Origin of the sequence: Streptacidiphilus cavernicola, from assembly GCF_042510955.1 — a bacterium.
In the GTDB taxonomy this organism is placed as follows: Bacteria; Actinomycetota; Actinomycetes; order Streptomycetales; family Streptomycetaceae; genus Streptacidiphilus; species Streptacidiphilus cavernicola.
The window spans coordinates 274,379-290,681 of the sequence record NZ_JBHFAB010000004.1 but is presented as its reverse complement, the minus strand read 5'-3'; the positions used below and the strand labels follow the sequence as shown (position 1 = coordinate 290,681).

Genomic DNA, 16,303 nt, shown 5'->3' with positions numbered 1-16,303 from the left:
GTCTCCATCATGCCCGCCAACAACCCTCCCGCGCACACCATGCGGCTGTGCCCGACCTGCGACGGCTTCCCCGTCGTCGCCGTCACCACCAGCACCCGCCGCCGCCCGGACGGCACCCTGCCCACCCTCGCGGCCACCTGCCCCGACTGCCGCGGCACCGGCCACGCCCCGGCCCGTCCCGCCCGCGTCCTCGTGGCCCGGTGACGTGATGCCCTTGCTGAACTGGCGCGACTCCAAGCACTGGTCCGACACCCCGGCCCCCTGCGTGCTCTGCGACAAGCCCACCAACCTGCGCTCGGACCGCGCCAAGCCGGTCCACAAGGTCTGTGCAGAGGACTGGATCGACTCCCATGCTGCTGCCTCCGCGGAGCCGGGGAACGACCGTGGCTGAGCTACGCACCTTCAGTTGCGTCCAACTCGCCCTGTACGAAGACGACGACGGATGCGACAACGGGTGGTGCCACACATGACCACCCCCACTCTCACCTCAGCCGCTGAACGCGAGCACGCCGCCGCCCTCGACCTCGCCCGGCTCTCAGCACGCGGGGACCTGCCCCAGCTCGTGGACCAGCTCCGCCGCACCTCCGGGTGCGCCAACCCGGTCCACCTACAGGGCTTTCGCACCCTGCTGCACGCCCCGACCGGGCAGATCCTGCACCGCTACGCCACCGACACCGAACCCGGCCACCGCCTCCGCGTGGCCTGCGGCAACCGGCGCGCCTCACGCTGCCCCTCCTGCGCCCACACCTACGCCGGAGACACCTTCCACCTGATCCGCGCTGGCCTGGTCGGCGACACCACCAAAGGCGTCCCGGTCTCCGTCCGCGACCACCCCCGCGTGTTCGCCACCTTGACCGCACCCTCGTTCGGGCCGGTCCACAACCGACCCGACCACGCCCCGTGCCGCTGCGGACACCAACACCAGGTGACAGACCCGCTGCTCGGCACCCCGCTGGACGTCGAGCGGTACGACTACCCGCGGGCGGTGCTGTGGAACAACCACGCCCCCGAACTGTGGCGCCGCTTCACGATCTACCTGCGCCGCGACCTGGCCCAAGCCGCGGGCCTGACGCGCAAGGAGTTCGCTGACCACGCCCGCGTCTCCTTCGGGAAGGTGGCCGAGTACCAGCGCCGCGGAGCCGTCCACTTCCACGCCGTGATCCGCATCGACGGACCCGACGGCCCCACCACCGCGCCCCCGGCCTGGGCCACGGTCGCCCTGCTCGATCGCGCCATCCGCTCAGCCGCGCGCCGCACCTTCGTCCCCCTGGAAGCGGCAGCCGACATGCCCGCCCTGGTGCTGCGCTGGGGCACGCAGGTGGACGTCCGCCCGATCAAAGCATTCGGAGACGGCTCCGCGATCACCGAACAGGCCGTGGCCTCCTACGTGGCCAAGTACGCCACCAAGAGCGCTGAGGCCACCGAAAGCGTGGACCGCCGGATCACCGAGAGGCACGACCTGGCCCGCCTCGGCCTGCCCGAGCACACCCGACGTCTGATCGAAACGTGCTGGGACCTGGACGACCTGTACCCGCACCGGCTGCTCGCGCACTGGTCCCACATGCTCGGCTTCCGCGGCCACTTCTCCTCCAAGTCCCCCTCCTACTCCACCACCCTCGGCGCCCTGCGCCAGGTCCGCGCCGACTTCCGCGCCGAACAAGCCCGCGCCGACCTGCGCGAACGACTGCTGGCGGACGGGCTGCCGGGCCTGGACGACCTGCCCGAAGCCGAAACCCTCGTCCTCGCGCACTGGGCCTACTCCGGCTCCGGCCTGACCCCCGGCGAATCCCTACTCGCCGCGGGCATCGCCGAACAACTCGAACACAACCGCACCACCGCCCGAGAGGAGTCACAACGCCTCGCCCAAGACAAGGAGGAACACCCGTGAACCGCATGCTCACCGTCGCTCAGGTCGCCGAACTTCTCGGCACCACCGAGCGCTTCCCGCGCCGACTGATCGAGGAACGCCGGATCGAGTTCGTCCACGTCGGCCGACACGTCCGGATCGCCGAATCCGCCGTCCACGCCTACCTGGCCGCGAACACGGTCCCGGCCTCGCCGCGTCGTCGGATGGGGGTGGCTGCCTGATGGCCACTCGGAAGCGCGCGTTCGGCCGGGTCCGCAAGCTCACGTCCGGTCGCTGGCAGGCGCGTTACAAGGGACCGGACGGAATCGACCGTCCCGCTCCCAAGACCTTCCGCACCAAGAAGGAGGCAACAGACTGGTTGGCGGACAAGCAGGCGGAGATCGGTTCCGGTGCCTGGATCGACCCGGACGCCGGGAAGATCCCGTTCGGGGTCTACGCCGCCGCGTGGATCAAGCAGCGCCGGTTGGCGGAGACCACGCGGGACCTGTACGAGATGCTGCTCCGGCTCCATCTGATGCCTGGCTTCGGCACGGTGGCGGTCGCCGACATCACCCCGGCGTCGGTGCGGCTGTGGCGCGCCGCCCACCTCGAAGTGGCTGGCGCTCCGACCGTGGCCAAGTCGTACGCGCTGCTGCGGGCCATCATGAATACAGCACTGGAAGACCTGCTCATCGTGCGGAACCCGTGCCGGATCAAGGGCGGCAGCGTCGCCGACACACCCGAGCGTCCGATCGCCACCGTGGCGGAGGTATTCGTCCTCGCCGAGAAGATCCAGCCCCGGTACCGGCTCATGGTCCTGCTCGCTGCGTTCCTCGGCCTGCGCCTGGGCGAGCTGATCGGCCTGCACCGCCAAGACGTGGACCTCGACTCGGGAACCGTCCGGGTGCGCTCCGCCGTGGCCGAACTGAGCAGTGGGAAGCAGATCACCAAGCTGCCCAAGAGCAGGGCGGGCATCCGGACCGTGGCCGTCCCGGACGCCATCGTACCGGCGCTCCGCGACCACATGGCCACCTTCGCCGAAGCAGGCAGGGACGGCCGGGTCTTCCTCGGAGCGAAGGGCGGCACTCCGCGGCAGAACCAGTTCAACCGGGTCTGGCGGAGGGCCTGCCGGGACGCCGGGATCAAGGGACTGCACTTCCACGATCTCCGGCACACCGGCAACAACATGGCGGCCGCAACCGGTGCGAGCACCAGGGAACTGATGTCCCGCTTCGGCCACTCGACCGGCCGTGCCGCACTGATCTACCAGCACTCCACCGAGGAACGGCAGCGCGTGATCGCCGACGGTCTCAACGCACAGATCGTCAACGGCCTGAAACGGGGCTCCGGTCGGATCGGGCACGGAATGGGCACGGCGGGGGAGTAGGACCCGAAACGAAGATCGGCCCCAGTCCAGCGATCATGTCGCTGAGCTGGGGCCGAACTTGTTGGAGCGGGCGACGGGAATCGAACCCGCGTAGTCAGTTTGGAAGACTGGGGCTCTACCATTGAGCTACGCCCGCGGAGCGCGCGCCGGAGCAGCGCGTTCGAGGAACAGAGTACCGGACCGGGGCGGGCGGATGCACACCACTTGATCGCGCGGCGGGTTGCCGCGGTTCGGGGCGGGGCGCGGGGGCTCGGGGGCAGGTCGCGCCCGCCGCCGCGGGTGGTGGAACGGGTGCGGCGGGGGATCAAGCGGTAAAGCGTCCGGGGCTCCGCCGTTCTGCATGTACGCTACGTGTCGTCCAGCCACTGGACGGTACGGGGTGTGGCGCAGTTTGGTAGCGCGTCCGCTTTGGGAGCGGAAGGTCGTCGGTTCGAATCCGGTCACCCCGACCAGGAACACCGGGAATAGCTGAGCTGTCAGATGTTGTTGGGCCGGTCATGCCCGCAGCCCCTTCAGCCCCCGCGGCCAGGATCCAGATCACGCCCAAAGCCGCCGTGGCCGTCGTCTTCGTCGCCGCGCTGTTCATGTCGATCATGGACACCACCATCGTCAACGTCGCACTCCCCGCCATCGGCGACCGCTTCCACGTGGACGCGGCCTCGGTCGGTGTGGTGAACGTCGGCTACCTGGTCAGCCTGGCCGTGTTCGTGCCGCTGTCCGGCTGGGCCGGGGACCGCTTCGGCACCCGCAGGGTGTTCCTGTTCGCGCTGGCGCTGTTCACCGTCGCCTCGCTGCTCTGCGGCACCGCGCAGAGCCTGGACCAGCTCAGCCTCTACCGGATCCTGCAGGGTGCCGGCGGCGGGATGCTGACCCCGGTCGGGATGACCATGCTGTTCCGCGCTTTCCCGCAGCAGGAGCGGATGCGGGCGACCCGGGTGCTGATGGTCCCGACCGCGGTCGCCCCCGCGCTCGGCCCGGTGCTCGGCGGTTGGCTGGTGGACGCCTTCTCCTGGCACTGGGTCTTCATCGTGAACGTCCCGATCGGCATCGCCGCCATGGTCTTCGGCCTGCTGTTCCTCCCCGACTTCCGGTCCGAGCGGGCCGGACGCTTCGACGCCGCCGGCTTCCTGCTCGCCGCGGTCGGCTTCGGCCTGGTGATGTACGCCCTGGCCGAGGGCGCGGGCCGGGGCTGGGGCACGCCGCGGATCGTCTCCGCCGCGGTGCTCGGCGCCGCCGCCGTGGTCGCGCTGGTGCTGGTCGAACTGCGGATCACCGACCCGATGCTGGACCTGCGGCTGTTCCGGGACCGGCTGTTCCGCACCACCAACCTGGTCAGCCTGATCTCCGGCGCGGCCTTCCTCGGCATGCTCTACCTGTTCCCGCTCTACTACCAGGACGCGGTCGGCGCGAGCGCCCTGCAGACCGGCCTGAACACCTTCCCCGAGGCGATCGGGGTGATGATCGCCTCCCAGGTCGCCAGTCGGCTCTACCCGCGCTTCGGCCCCAGCCGGCTGATCGCGGGCGGTGCGGCCGGGGTGGCACTGATGATGGCGCTGATGGCGCTGCTCACCCCGGACACCAGCGTCTGGGCCGCGCGGGCGCTGATGTTCGCCACCGGTTTCTCCATGGCGCATGTGTTCATGCCCGCGCAGACCGCCGCGTTCGCGACGGTGTCGCCCGCCGCGACCGGACGGGCCTCCACCCTGTTCAACGCCCAGCGCCAGCTCGGCTCCGCGATCGGGGTGGCCCTGCTCGGCACGGTCCTGGCCGCGATCGGCACGGTCCGCGCCGCCGCAGCCACCGCGACCGGCGCGCCCGCCGCCACCGCGCCCGTCGCGAACCTCACCGCCTACCACGCCGCCTTCCTGGTGGCCGCGGGGCTGGCGGCGGTCGCCGCGGTCGTCGCCCTGTTCATCTCCGACCGCGACGCCGCGGCGACCATGACCACGCGGTCGGCGGTGGCGGCCGAGGAACCCGCGAAGCGGGAACCCGCACCCGCCCCGGCCGGATAACCGGGGCCCCGGAAGTGCCCTCCCGGCGCCCCCGGGCCGATCCGGGACCAATGCCGTTTGTGGTACCGGTAGGATGGACCGCTGGCGGCTGTCTGCGTGTGCGCGACCTCAGGAAATGCCCAGGGAAACCGGGGGCGGAACCCAGGGGAGTGGCACCGGGGACGCCCGCCCGAGGGCGAGGAGCGAGCTCACCGTCCACCACCCCGGCGGGTGATGTCGCCTCTGACCTATCTCCCGTCTCGCCGTGCGCCCTTGGAAACGGGTGCGCGGCGGACACCCCGACCGCAAAGCCCCCAAGGAGACCCAACCGTGAAGAGCGCCGTGGAGACTCTGAACCCGACCCGGGTTCGACTCACCGTCGAGGTGCCCTTCGAGGAGCTCAAGCCCAGCCTCGACGCGGCGTACAAGAAGATCAACCAGCAGGTCACGGTTCCGGGCTTCCGCAAGGGCAAGATCCCGGCTCGCGTCATCGACCAGCGTTTCGGCCGGGCGGTCGTGCTGGAAGAGGCTGTCAACGACGCCCTGCCGCGCTTCTACACCCAGGCCGTCGACGAGAACAAGGTCGACGTGCTGGGCCAGCCCGACATCGACGGCCTGGAGGGCGTCGAGAAGATCGCCGACGGCGGCGACCTGAAGTTCACCGCCGAGGTGGACGTCCGCCCCGAGATCACCCTCCCCGACTTCACCGGCATCGAGGTCGAGGTCGACCCGATCACGGTGACCGACGAGGACGTCGAGGAGAAGCTCAACGAGCTCCGCGACCGCTTCGCCTCGCTCAAGACCGTCGAGCGCGCCGCCGCCGAGGGCGACGTCGTGGTCGTCGACCTGGAGGCCAAGGTCGACGGTGAGGTCCCGGAGGACGGCACCGCCACCGGCGTCAGCTACGAGATCGGCTCGGGCAAGCTGCTCGACGGCATCGACGAGGCGCTGACCGGCCTGGAGGCCGGCGGCACCGCGACCTTCACCACCGAGCTCAAGGGCGGCTCCGCCGAGGGCAAGGACTCCGAGGTCACGGTCAGCCTGACCACCGTGCAGGAGAAGGAACTCCCGGCCCTGGACGACGACTTCGCCCAGCTCGCAAGCGAGTTCGACACCCTGGACGAGCTCAAGGAGGACTCGCGCAAGCGGCTCGTCCGGATGAAGGAGTTCGACCAGGCCACCCAGGCCCAGGAGCGGGTGCTCGACAAGCTCATGGAGCTGGTCGACATGCCCTACCCGGAGAAGCTGCTCGCGGACGAGGTGGAGACCCGCAAGCACAACCTGGAGCACCACCAGCTGCCGCAGATGGGCATCGACCTGGCCGGGTACCTCACCCTCCAGGGCAAGACCGCCGAGGAGTTCGAGGCGGAGCTGGTCGACCAGGCCAAGAAGGGCATCAAGACCCAGTTCGTCCTGGACGCCATCGCGTCCAAGGAGGAGCTCGCGGTGAACCAGGAGGAGCTCACCGAGCACCTGCTGCGCCGTGCGGCCGGTTCCGGGATGACCCCGGACCAGTTCGCCCAGCAGGTGGTCGAGGGCGGCCAGGTTCCGCTGCTCGTCGGTGAGGTCGTCCGCGGGAAGGCCCTGGCGGCCGTCGTGGAGTCCGCCAAGGTGGTCGACACCGAGGGCAACGTCGTCGACTTCGAGGACGACGAGGACGAGGACGAGGACGGCGAGGAGGCCGCGGTCGAGGCCGCCGCCGAGGCCGACGAGACCGTCGAGGCCTGACCTCCGCGGTCACCGCACGACACCCGCAGGACACCGCGCCCACCAGCGCGGGAAGGGCCCGGACGCATGCCGCGTCCGGGCCCTTCGCCGTCCTCGTCACCCTGCGCTCACAGCGAACAGTTCTGTGTAGGGGATGGCCAGGCCCTGCCTGCGCGTTAGGGTCCTTGGTACGAGGGGCAGGGTGACTGTCGGTCCATCAGGACCCCTCGTAAGAGACGCAGTGACGGCGGACGACTCAGCCGTCCGGACACAATGAGCGGGTGGATTACGTGACGACTCCCCAGTTCCAGATGCCTGGCCTTATGGCGCCCCGTGCCGCCGGTGACATCGGCGGTGGCGGTCTGGGTGACCAGGTCTTCAACCGTCTGCTCAACGAGCGCATCATCTTCCTCGGCCAGCAGGTAGACGACGAGATCGCGAACAAGATCACCGCTCAGCTGCTGCTGCTCGCGGCCGACCCCGATCGCGACATCTTCCTCTACATCAACTCGCCCGGCGGCTCGGTGACCGCCGGCATGGCGATCTACGACACCATGCAGTACATCAAGAACGACGTGGTGACCATCGCCATGGGCATGGCCGCCTCGATGGGCCAGTTCCTGCTCACGGCCGGCGCCAAGGGCAAGCGCTTCGCGCTCCCCAACGCCGAGATCCTGATGCACCAGCCCTCGGCCGGCCTCGGCGGCTCCGCCACCGACATCCGGATCCAGGCCAAGCAGCTGGTCCGGCTGAAGCACCGGATGGCCGAGCTGATCGCCGAGCACAGCGGCCAGACCGTGGACCAGGTCACCAAGGACTCCGACCGGGACCGCTGGTTCCAGCCGCAGGAGGCCATGGAGTACGGCCTGATCGACGCCATCATGCACAGCGCCGCGGACGTCCCCGGCGGCGGCGGCACGGGCGCCTGAACCGCGCCAGTCATCGTCAACGACCACGTTCCGTACGCTTCCGGAGGCATACCGTCATGAACATCCCCAGCCTTTCCAGCGCCGAGCGGCGCCTGGAGGACATGCGCGCCGAGGGGCGCTACATCGTCCCCCGCTTCGTGGAGCGCACCTCGCAGGGCGTCCGCGAGTACGACCCCTACGCCAAGCTGTTCGAGGAGCGCATCATCTTCCTGGGCTCCCAGGTGGACGACGTCTCCGCGAACGACATCATGGCCCAGCTGATCTGCCTGGAGTCGATGGACCCTGACCGGGACATCTCCATGTACATCAACTCGCCCGGCGGCTCCTTCACCGCGCTGACCGCCATCTACGACACCATGCAGTTCGTGAAGCCCGACGTGGCCACGGTCTGCATGGGGCAGGCGGCCTCGGCCGCGGCCGTGCTGCTCGCGGCCGGCGCCCCCGGCAAGCGACTGGCGCTGCCGAACGCCCGCATCCTGATCCACCAGCCGTACACCGAGACCGGCCGCGGCCAGGTGTCCGACCTGGAGATCCAGGCGAACGAGATCCAGCGGATGCGCGAGCAACTGGAGGAGATGCTCTCCAAGCACTCCAACCAGACTCCGCAGCAGGTCAGCGAGGACATCGAGCGCGACAAGATCCTCACCGCGGCCGAGGCGCTGGAGTACGGGCTGATCGACCAGATCACCTCGACCCGCAAGAGCTCGCTCTCCGACTGAGACCCGACCGGGGCTCGACTGAGACGAGCACCACCCGGACTGGCGGCCCCCGGCTCTTGGAGCCGGGGCCGCAGCCTGGCACCATCGGGTAGTACCACCCGTGCACCGCCCACCCTGAGAGCCGACGCGGATTCGCGCTACGCCCAGGGCGGAAGAGGCAAGACCGCCGAACACGGCGGATCGGGGGTCCTGACGGAGTACCGTCGGAAACCAAGCACCAGGCTCCTGTCCCCACGGAGCCATTGGCGAAGGGGAAGCACCTCGTGGCACGCATCGGTGACGGTGGCGACCTGCTCAAGTGCTCGTTCTGCGGTAAGAGCCAGAAGCAGGTGAAGAAGCTCATTGCCGGGCCCGGCGTGTACATCTGCGACGAGTGCATCGACCTGTGCAACGAGATCATCGAAGAGGAGCTCGCGGAGACCTCGGAGGTGAGGTTCGAGGAGCTGCCCAAGCCGCGCGAGATCTACGAGTTCCTCGACGGCTACGTGGTGGGCCAGGAGGCGGCCAAGAAGTCGCTCTCGGTGGCCGTCTACAACCACTACAAGCGGGTCCAGGCCGGTGAGAACGGCGGCGCCAAGCACGGCCGCGACGAGGGCATCGAGCTCGCCAAGTCGAACATCCTGCTGCTGGGCCCGACCGGCTCCGGCAAGACCCTGCTGGCGCAGACCCTGGCCCGGATGCTGAACGTGCCGTTCGCCATCGCCGACGCCACGGCGCTGACCGAGGCCGGGTACGTCGGCGAGGACGTCGAGAACATCCTGCTGAAGCTGATCCAGGCGGCGGACTACGACGTCAAGAAGGCCGAGACCGGGATCATCTACATCGACGAGATCGACAAGGTCGCCCGCAAGAGCGAGAACCCGTCGATCACCCGCGACGTCTCCGGCGAGGGCGTGCAGCAGGCGCTGCTGAAGATCCTGGAGGGGACCACCGCCTCGGTGCCTCCGCAGGGCGGCCGCAAGCACCCGCACCAGGAGTTCATCCAGATCGACACGACGAACGTGCTGTTCATCGTGGGCGGCGCGTTCTCCGGCCTGGAGCGGATCATCGAGTCCCGGGCCGGCAAGAAGGGCATCGGCTTCGGCGCGACCATCCGCTCCAAGCACGAGATCGAGTCCAGCGACCAGTTCCGCTCGGTGATGCCCGAGGACCTGGTGAAGTTCGGGATGATCCCGGAGTTCATCGGCCGGCTCCCGGTGATCACCAGCGTCCACAACCTGGACCGGGACGCCCTGCTGCAGATCCTCACCGAGCCGAAGAACGCCCTGGTCAAGCAGTACCGGCGGCTGTTCGAGCTGGACGGCGTGGAGCTGGAGTTCACCGACACCGCACTGGACGCCATCGCCGACCAGGCGATCAAGCGCACCACCGGGGCGCGCGGGCTGCGCGCCATCATGGAGGAGGTGCTGATGTCGGTGATGTACGAGGTGCCCTCGCGCAAGGACGTCGCCCGCGTGGTGGTCACCGAGGACGTCGTGCTGGAGCACGTCAACCCGACCCTGGTGCCGCGCGACCTGCGCACCCAGCGTGAGCGCCGGGAGAAGTCGGCGTAGCGGAGAGACTGCGAAGGGCCCCGGTACCGCAAGGTACCGGGGCCCTTTGACGTTCCGTCAGCTGCAAGGGTCTACTTCTTGACCTCCATGACCAGCCGTAGCGCCCGCACCTCGGCGGCCAGGGCGGTCAGGTCGGGATGGGTGCTGGTGATGTGCGCGGTGTCCATCACCCCGGTGAAGGTGCTGTTGTCGGCCCAGACGCAGGTCGGGAAGTAGACGGTGTCCTCCTTCACCAGCGCGCACTGCATGGTGCCCTTGAGCGGTCCGGCGTCCTCGTTCTCCTTGAGCGTCACCGTGTTGCCGGAGCCGGCCCCGGTGATCCCGCTCCAGAACTGGCTGAGCTGCAGGCTGGCCAGCGGGAGCTTGCCGTAGCCGCCGATCACCAGCAGGCTCGGCAGCTTGGCGGTGGGCGAGGTGACATAGCTGGTGACCAGGGGAGTGGCCCCGTCCTTGGCCATGCTGTCTGAGGCGCCCTGCATGGACTTGGTGATCGAGTTGTCGTCCTGCCGGCTCAGGCCCTGGAACGTGGCCGGGGCGACCAGCTTGTAGTCGCCCATCCCGGCGGTGGCCCGGCTCACCGCGTAGGCGATGCCGCCGCCGACGACGAGGATCACCACGGCGACGATGCTGAGCGCGATCTTCAGGCCCTTGCGGCGCTTCGGCGGCGCCGAGAAGTTGTTGAAGTTCTCCCAGGCGGCGTCCGGCACCTCGTACCCGCCGGCCTGCGGTGGGGCCGGCTGGTACGGCGGGGCCTGTTCGTACGACTGCTGCTCGTACGGGGCCTGCGGGGCCTGCTCGTATTGCTGTTCGTACTGCTGCGGCTGCTGCTGCTGCCCGTAGTCGGCCTGCGGGTAGGGCTGCTGGCCGTACTGCGGCGGCGCGTACTGCTGCTGCCCGTACTGCTGCTGCGGCTGGCCGTACGGCTGCTGCTGCGGCTGCTGGCCGTACTCCGGCTGCCCGTACGGGGGTTGCTGGCCGTATTCCGGCTGACCGTACTGCGGCGGCCGGTACGGTTGCTGCGGCTGCCCGTAAGGCGGCTGCTGACCGTAGGGCTGCTCGGGGGGCGGCGGGTACGTCATAGTCGATAATCAGACCAGTGTCATCAGCGCCTGTCCATCACGTTCTGCTGTGACCCTTCTTTTCGTCCGCTTTACCCCTGCTTGGCCACCGGCACGCTGTTGATCACCACGGTGTCCTTGGGTGCACCGTCCCCGCCGCCGTCGGCGGTGCCGTCCGCGGCGATCCGGGTGAGGATGTCCAGCCCGCCGGTGATCGTGCCGAAGGGCGTGTACGAGGGCGGGAGCTGGGTGTCCTTGTAGACCAGGAAGAACTGCGACCCGTTGGTGTTCGGGCCGGAGTTGGCCATGGCCACCGTTCCGGCCGGGTAGGTCGCCCCCGTGAGGTTCTCGTCGGGGAAGGAGTAGCCGGGGGTGCCGCTGCCGGTCCCGGTCGGGTCGCCGCACTGCAGCACGTAGAGGCCGCTGGTGGTCAGCCGGTGGCACTTGGTGTGGTCGAAGTAGTCCTGCCCGGCCAGGAACACGAAGCTGTTGACGGTGACCGGCGCGGCCTTGGCGTTCAGCTTGAGGGTGACGTCGCCGCAGGAGGTCTTCAGCGTCGCGGTGTAGGTCGCCGCGGTGTCGATGCTCATCGCCGGAGCGGTCTTCCACTGCTTGCCGTTGGGGCTCCCTGACACCACGTCGCCGCAGAAGCCGGACGCGGTCTTGGTGGAGGAGCCAGAGCCGGAGTCGGAGTCGCTCACCGCCCAGGCGATGCCGCCCGCCACCAGCGCCGCCAGCACGACCGCGCCGATCACCGCGTAGGTCCGCCGCTGCCTGGCCTTGGCCTGCTCGGCCGCCCGCAACTCCGCGATCCTGGCCCGCCGCGCCGAGTTCCGCTCGTCGCCGCTGCCGTCGCCGCTGCCCGTGCTGCCGCTGCTCACCTGGTGCCTCCATCGTCCCTCGCCGCGGCCGCCCCACCGGAAAGCCGTTCGTGACCATGCTCGCGGCCTCGTAAACTGTGTGCCGTGACCGACACGAACCAGCGCCCCGATCAGACCGGGGACCACGGCGCCCACGAGACCCTGCCGACCCAGTACTCGCCGGCGGAGGTAGAGGGCCCGCTGTACGAGCGCTGGGTCGAGCGTGGTTACTTCGAGGCCGACGCCAAGAGCGACAGGCCCCCGTACACCATCGTCATCCCGCCCCCGAACGTCACCGGCGCCCTGCACCTGGGCCACGCGTTCCAGCACACCCTGATGGACGCGCTGACCCGGCGCAAGCGGATGCAGGGCTACGAGGCGCTGTGGCTGCCGGGCATGGACCACGCGGGCATCGCCACCCAGAACAAGGTGGAGCAGCAGCTCGCCGAGTCCGGCCTGTCCCGGCACGACCTGGGCCGGGAGGCCTTCACCGCCAAGGTCTGGGAGTGGAAGGAGCAGTACGGCGGCCGGATCCTCGGCCAGATGCGCCGCCTCGGCGACGGCGTCGACTGGTCCCGTGAGCGCTTCACCATGGACGAGGGCCTGTCCCAGGCCGTCCAGACCATCTTCAAGAAGCTCTTCGACGACGGCCTGATCTACCGCGCCGAACGCATCATCAACTGGTGCCCGCGCTGCCTCACCGCGCTCTCCGACATCGAGGTCGAGCACGAGGAGCTGCCCGGCGAGCTGGTCTCGATCCGCTACGGCGACGGCGACGACTCGATCGTGGTGGCCACCACCCGGGCGGAGACCCTGCTCGGCGACACCGCCGTCGCGGTCCACCCGGACGACGCCCGCTACGCGCACCTGGTCGGCCGCACCGTCGCGCTGCCGCTGACGGACCGTCGGATCCCGGTGGTCGCGGACGAGCACGTCGACCCGGAGTTCGGCACCGGCGCGGTCAAGGTCACCCCGGCCCACGACCCCAACGACTTCGCCATCGGCCAGCGGCACGGCCTGCCCAACATCACCGTCATGGACGAGCACGGCGTGATCACCGTGCACGGCCCGTTCCTCGGCCTGGACCGGTTCGAGGCCCGCTCGGCGGTCGTCGGCGCGCTGCGCGAGCAGGGCCGGATCGTCGCCGAGAAGCGCCCGTACATGCACGCCGTCGGCCACTGCTCGCGCTGCCGCACCGTGGTCGAGCCGCGGCTGTCGCTGCAGTGGTGGGTCAAGGTCGCCCCGCTGGCCGCCGAGGCCGGGACCGCGGTCCGCGACGGCCGGGTGAAGATCCACCCGGAGGAGCTGGAGGGCCGCTACTTCAGCTGGGTCGACAACATGCACGACTGGTGCATCTCGCGGCAGCTGTGGTGGGGCCACCGGATCCCGGTCTGGTACGGCCCGGACGGCGAGGTGGTCTGCGTCGGCCCGGACGACGCCGCGCCCAGCGGCGAGGGCTGGCACCAGGACCCGGACGTCCTGGACACCTGGTTCTCCAGCGCGCTCTGGCCGTTCTCCACCCTCGGCTGGCCCGAGCAGACCCCGGACCTGGAGAAGTTCTACCCCACCGACGTCCTGCTGACCGGCCACGACATCATCTTCTTCTGGGTCGCCCGGATGATGATGTTCGGCCTCTACGCGATGGACGGCCGGGCGCCGTTCCACACCATCGCGCTGACCGGCCTGGTCCGCGACCAGTTCGGCAAGAAGATGTCCAAGTCCTCCGGCACCGCGGTCGATCCGCTGGACTGGATGAACGAGTTCGGCGCCGACGCGGTCCGGTTCACCCTGGCCAGCGGTGCCAACCCGGGCGCGGACGTGCCGATCGGCGAGGACTGGGTCAAGGCCTCGGGCAAGTTCTGCAACAAGGTCTGGAACGCCACCCGGTTCGCGCTGATGAACGGCGCGACCCTGGACGGACCGCTCCCGGCCGCGGAGCAGCTGACCGCCGCGGACCGGTGGATCCTGTCCCGGCTGAACGCCGTGGTCGCCGAGACCGACGCGTTCTACGACGATTACCAGTTCGCCAAGCTCAGCGACGCGCTCTACCACTTCGCCTGGGACGAGGTCTTCGACTGGTACCTGGAGCTGTCCAAGACCACGCTGCTCGCGGGCGGCCCGCAGGCCGACGCCAGCCGCCGGGTGCTGGGCGAGGTGCTGGAGGTCACCCTGCGGCTGCTGCACCCGGTCATCCCGTTCGTCACCGACACCCTGTGGACGGCGCTGACCGGTCGGGAGTCCGTGGTCGTGGCCGCGTGGCCGACGGTGGACCCGGGGCGGGCCGACGCCGCGGCGGAGGCGGAGATCGCCCAGCTGCAGCAGGTGATCACCGAGGTCCGCCGGTTCGGGGCGGACCAGGGCCTCAGTCCGAGCCAGAAGGTCCCGGCCCGGCTGGACCTGTCCGGGACCGGCCTGGCCGCGCACGAGGACGCGCTGCGCGCCATGGCCAAGCTGCAGCCCGCCGGGGCCGACTTCAGCGCGACGGCCACCCTGTCGGTGGCCGGGGCGACGGTGGCGCTGGACCTGTCCGGCACGATCGACGTCCCGGCGGAGCGGAAGCGGCTGGCGAAGGACCTGGCGTCGGCGGAGAAGGAGCTGGCGCAGGCCGAGACCAAGCTCGGGAACGAGGCGTTCCTGGCGAAGGCGGCGCCGGTGGCGGTGGAGAAGATCCACGGGCGCAAGGCCAAGGCGGAGGCGGACATCAGCCGGCTGACGGCGCAGCTTGCGGCGTTGCCCGAGGGGTAGGCAGCTGCGGGGAGCTGTCTGCTGAGCGTGCACGGAGGTGCGTGGTCGGCAGCGCAGTTCCCCGCGCCCCTGGGGGGCTGCCGGGCTGGGCGCGGGCGGTGTGCGGGCGTCCGTAGACTGGGGGTGTGAGCGACGCAGCCAGCAGCACCCCGCAGTCCGACCTCTCTCCCGCCGAGCAGCTCCGTGCCGTCGAGGTGGAGCTCGGCGCGCGGTGGCCGGAGACCAAGCTGGAACCCTCGCTGGACCGGATCACCGCGCTGCTGGACATCCTCGGCCAGCCGCAGCGCGCCTACCCGTCGATCCACATCACCGGGACCAACGGCAAGACCAGCACCGCGCGGATGATCGAGCAGCTGCTGCGCCACTTCGAGCTGCGCACCGGCCGCTACACCAGCCCGCACGTGGAGTCGGTGACCGAGCGGATCAGCCTGGACGGCGAGCCGGTCAGCCCCGAGCTGTTCGTCGAGACCTACCGCGACATCGAGCCGTACCTGGCGATGACCGACGCAGGCCAGCCGATCCCGCTGTCCTTCTTCGAGATCATGACCGCCATGGCCTATGCCGCCTTTGCCGAGGCGCCGGTGGACGTGGCCGTGGTCGAGGTCGGCATGGGTGGTTCCTGGGACGCCACCAACGTCATCGACGCCCCGGTGGCGGTGATCGCCCCGATCTCGCTGGACCACACCGACAAGCTCGGCGACACGCCGGGCGAGATCGCGGTGGAGAAGTCCGGGATCATCAAGAAGGGCGCCCTGGCCGTCGTCGCGCACCAGCCCGCCGACGCCGCCGAGGTGATCCTGCGCCGCGCGGTGGAGCAGGACGCGGTGGTGGCCCGGGAGGGCCTGGAGTTCGGCGTGGTGCACCGGGACATGGCCATCGGCGGCCAGCTGCTGACCCTGCGCGGGATCTCCGGCCACGAGTACACCGACGTCTTCGTCCCGCTGCACGGCGCGCACCAGGCGCAGAACGCGGCGCTGGCGCTGGCCGCGGTCGAGGGCTTCTTCGGCGTGGGCACCGCGCGGGAGGAGCCGCTGGACATCGGCAAGGTCCGCGGCGCCTTCTCCGGCGTCAGCTCGCCGGGCCGGCTGGAGGTGGTCCGGCGCAGCCCCACCATCGTGCTGGACGCCGCGCACAACCCGGCCGGGGCCCGCGCCACCGCCGAGGCGATCGGCGAGTCGTTCGGCTTCACCCGGCTGGTCGGGGTGATCGGCACCAGCGGCGACAAGGACTCCTCCGGGCTGCTGGAGGCGCTGGAACCGGTGCTGGCCGAGGTGGTCATCTCGCGGAACTCCACCCAGCGCGCCACCGACATCGACAAGCTGGCCGAGGCCGCGGTGGAGATCTTCGGCCCGGACCGGGTGCTGGTCGAGCCGCGGCTCGACGACGCCATCGACGCCGCGGTCGCCCTGGCCGAGGAGGTCGGCGACCTCGGCGGCTCGGGCGTGCTGATCACCGGCTCCATCATCACCGTGGGCGAGGCCCGCATCCTGCTCAGCCCCCGCTGAACC

14 protein-coding genes and 2 tRNA genes are annotated in these 16,303 nt (G+C 70.1%); 13 read left to right on the top strand and 3 right to left on the bottom strand.

What is annotated here, in order from left to right:
• The first annotated feature begins 9 nt into the window (after positions 1–9).
• The 5 genes from ACEZDE_RS07670 to ACEZDE_RS07650 all read left to right on the top strand — a co-directional run bounded on the left by ACEZDE_RS07670 (position 10) and on the right by ACEZDE_RS07650 (position 3,233).
• The gene (locus tag ACEZDE_RS07670; protein WP_380533794.1) at positions 10–204 is read left to right on the top strand and encodes a hypothetical protein; all 195 of its coding nucleotides are present in this window, start codon (positions 10–12) and stop codon (positions 202–204) included.
• A 4-nt stretch (positions 205–208) separates the two neighbouring features.
• Entirely contained in the window at positions 209–391 is a 183-nt protein-coding gene (locus ACEZDE_RS07665; RefSeq protein ID WP_380533792.1) for a hypothetical protein, read from the top strand.
• Positions 392–466: 75 nt separating this feature from the next.
• Positions 467–1,888, top strand: coding sequence for a replication initiator protein RepSA (gene repSA / locus ACEZDE_RS07660; RefSeq protein WP_380533790.1), 1,422 nt, complete (start codon positions 467–469; stop codon positions 1,886–1,888).
• Positions 1,889–1,893: 5 nt separating this feature from the next.
• On the top strand, positions 1,894–2,088 hold the full coding sequence (locus ACEZDE_RS07655; protein WP_380533988.1) for an excisionase family DNA-binding protein: 195 nt from the start codon (positions 1,894–1,896) through the stop codon (positions 2,086–2,088).
• Complete coding sequence (locus tag ACEZDE_RS07650) at positions 2,088–3,233, top strand: tyrosine-type recombinase/integrase (protein ID WP_380533788.1); 1,146 nt, start codon at positions 2,088–2,090, stop codon at positions 3,231–3,233. Before ACEZDE_RS07655 ends, ACEZDE_RS07650 begins: the two co-directional genes overlap by 1 nt.
• A 62-nt stretch (positions 3,234–3,295) precedes the next feature.
• Here ACEZDE_RS07650 and ACEZDE_RS07645 read toward each other — a convergent pair.
• Positions 3,296–3,369 (bottom strand) — tRNA-Gly (locus ACEZDE_RS07645).
• A 239-nt stretch (positions 3,370–3,608) separates the two neighbouring features.
• Here ACEZDE_RS07645 and ACEZDE_RS07640 point away from each other — a divergent pair.
• The 6 genes from ACEZDE_RS07640 to clpX all read left to right on the top strand — a co-directional run bounded on the left by ACEZDE_RS07640 (position 3,609) and on the right by clpX (position 10,132).
• Positions 3,609–3,685, top strand: a tRNA-Pro gene (locus tag ACEZDE_RS07640).
• 45 nt (positions 3,686–3,730) lie between these two features.
• Entirely contained in the window at positions 3,731–5,245 is a 1,515-nt protein-coding gene (locus ACEZDE_RS07635) for an MDR family MFS transporter (protein ID WP_380533786.1), read from the top strand.
• Positions 5,246–5,554: 309 nt separating this feature from the next.
• On the top strand, positions 5,555–6,952 hold the full coding sequence (gene tig, locus ACEZDE_RS07630; protein ID WP_380533785.1) for a trigger factor: 1,398 nt from the start codon (positions 5,555–5,557) through the stop codon (positions 6,950–6,952).
• Positions 6,953–7,242: 290 nt separating this feature from the next.
• Positions 7,243–7,860: an ATP-dependent Clp protease proteolytic subunit gene (locus tag ACEZDE_RS07625; RefSeq protein ID WP_380533986.1), complete on the top strand. Its 618-nt coding sequence runs from the start codon at positions 7,243–7,245 to the stop codon at positions 7,858–7,860.
• 56 nt (positions 7,861–7,916) lie between these two features.
• Positions 7,917–8,579, top strand: a complete 663-nt coding sequence (locus tag ACEZDE_RS07620; protein ID WP_380533783.1) for an ATP-dependent Clp protease proteolytic subunit — start codon at positions 7,917–7,919, stop codon at positions 8,577–8,579.
• 263 nt (positions 8,580–8,842) lie between these two features.
• On the top strand, positions 8,843–10,132 hold the full coding sequence (clpX, locus tag ACEZDE_RS07615) for an ATP-dependent Clp protease ATP-binding subunit ClpX (protein ID WP_380533781.1): 1,290 nt from the start codon (positions 8,843–8,845) through the stop codon (positions 10,130–10,132).
• A 71-nt stretch (positions 10,133–10,203) separates the two neighbouring features.
• Here clpX and ACEZDE_RS07610 read toward each other — a convergent pair whose 3' ends face one another.
• Entirely contained in the window at positions 10,204–11,211 is a 1,008-nt protein-coding gene (locus tag ACEZDE_RS07610) for a hypothetical protein (protein WP_380533780.1), read from the bottom strand.
• Positions 11,212–11,282: 71 nt separating this feature from the next.
• Positions 11,283–12,071, bottom strand: a complete 789-nt coding sequence (locus tag ACEZDE_RS07605) for a peptidylprolyl isomerase (protein WP_380533778.1) — start codon at positions 12,069–12,071, stop codon at positions 11,283–11,285.
• An 84-nt stretch (positions 12,072–12,155) separates the two neighbouring features.
• Here ACEZDE_RS07605 and ACEZDE_RS07600 point away from each other — a divergent pair, with 84 nt between their 5' ends.
• Together ACEZDE_RS07600 and folC are read left to right on the top strand one after the other, a co-directional pair.
• Positions 12,156–14,795 (top strand): valine--tRNA ligase, encoded by a 2,640-nt coding sequence (locus tag ACEZDE_RS07600; RefSeq protein ID WP_380533776.1) that lies wholly within the window; start codon positions 12,156–12,158, stop codon positions 14,793–14,795.
• A gap of 125 nt (positions 14,796–14,920) precedes the next feature.
• Entirely contained in the window at positions 14,921–16,300 is a 1,380-nt protein-coding gene (folC, locus tag ACEZDE_RS07595; RefSeq protein WP_380533775.1) for a bifunctional tetrahydrofolate synthase/dihydrofolate synthase, read from the top strand.
• Positions 16,301–16,303: the final 3 nt, after the last annotated feature.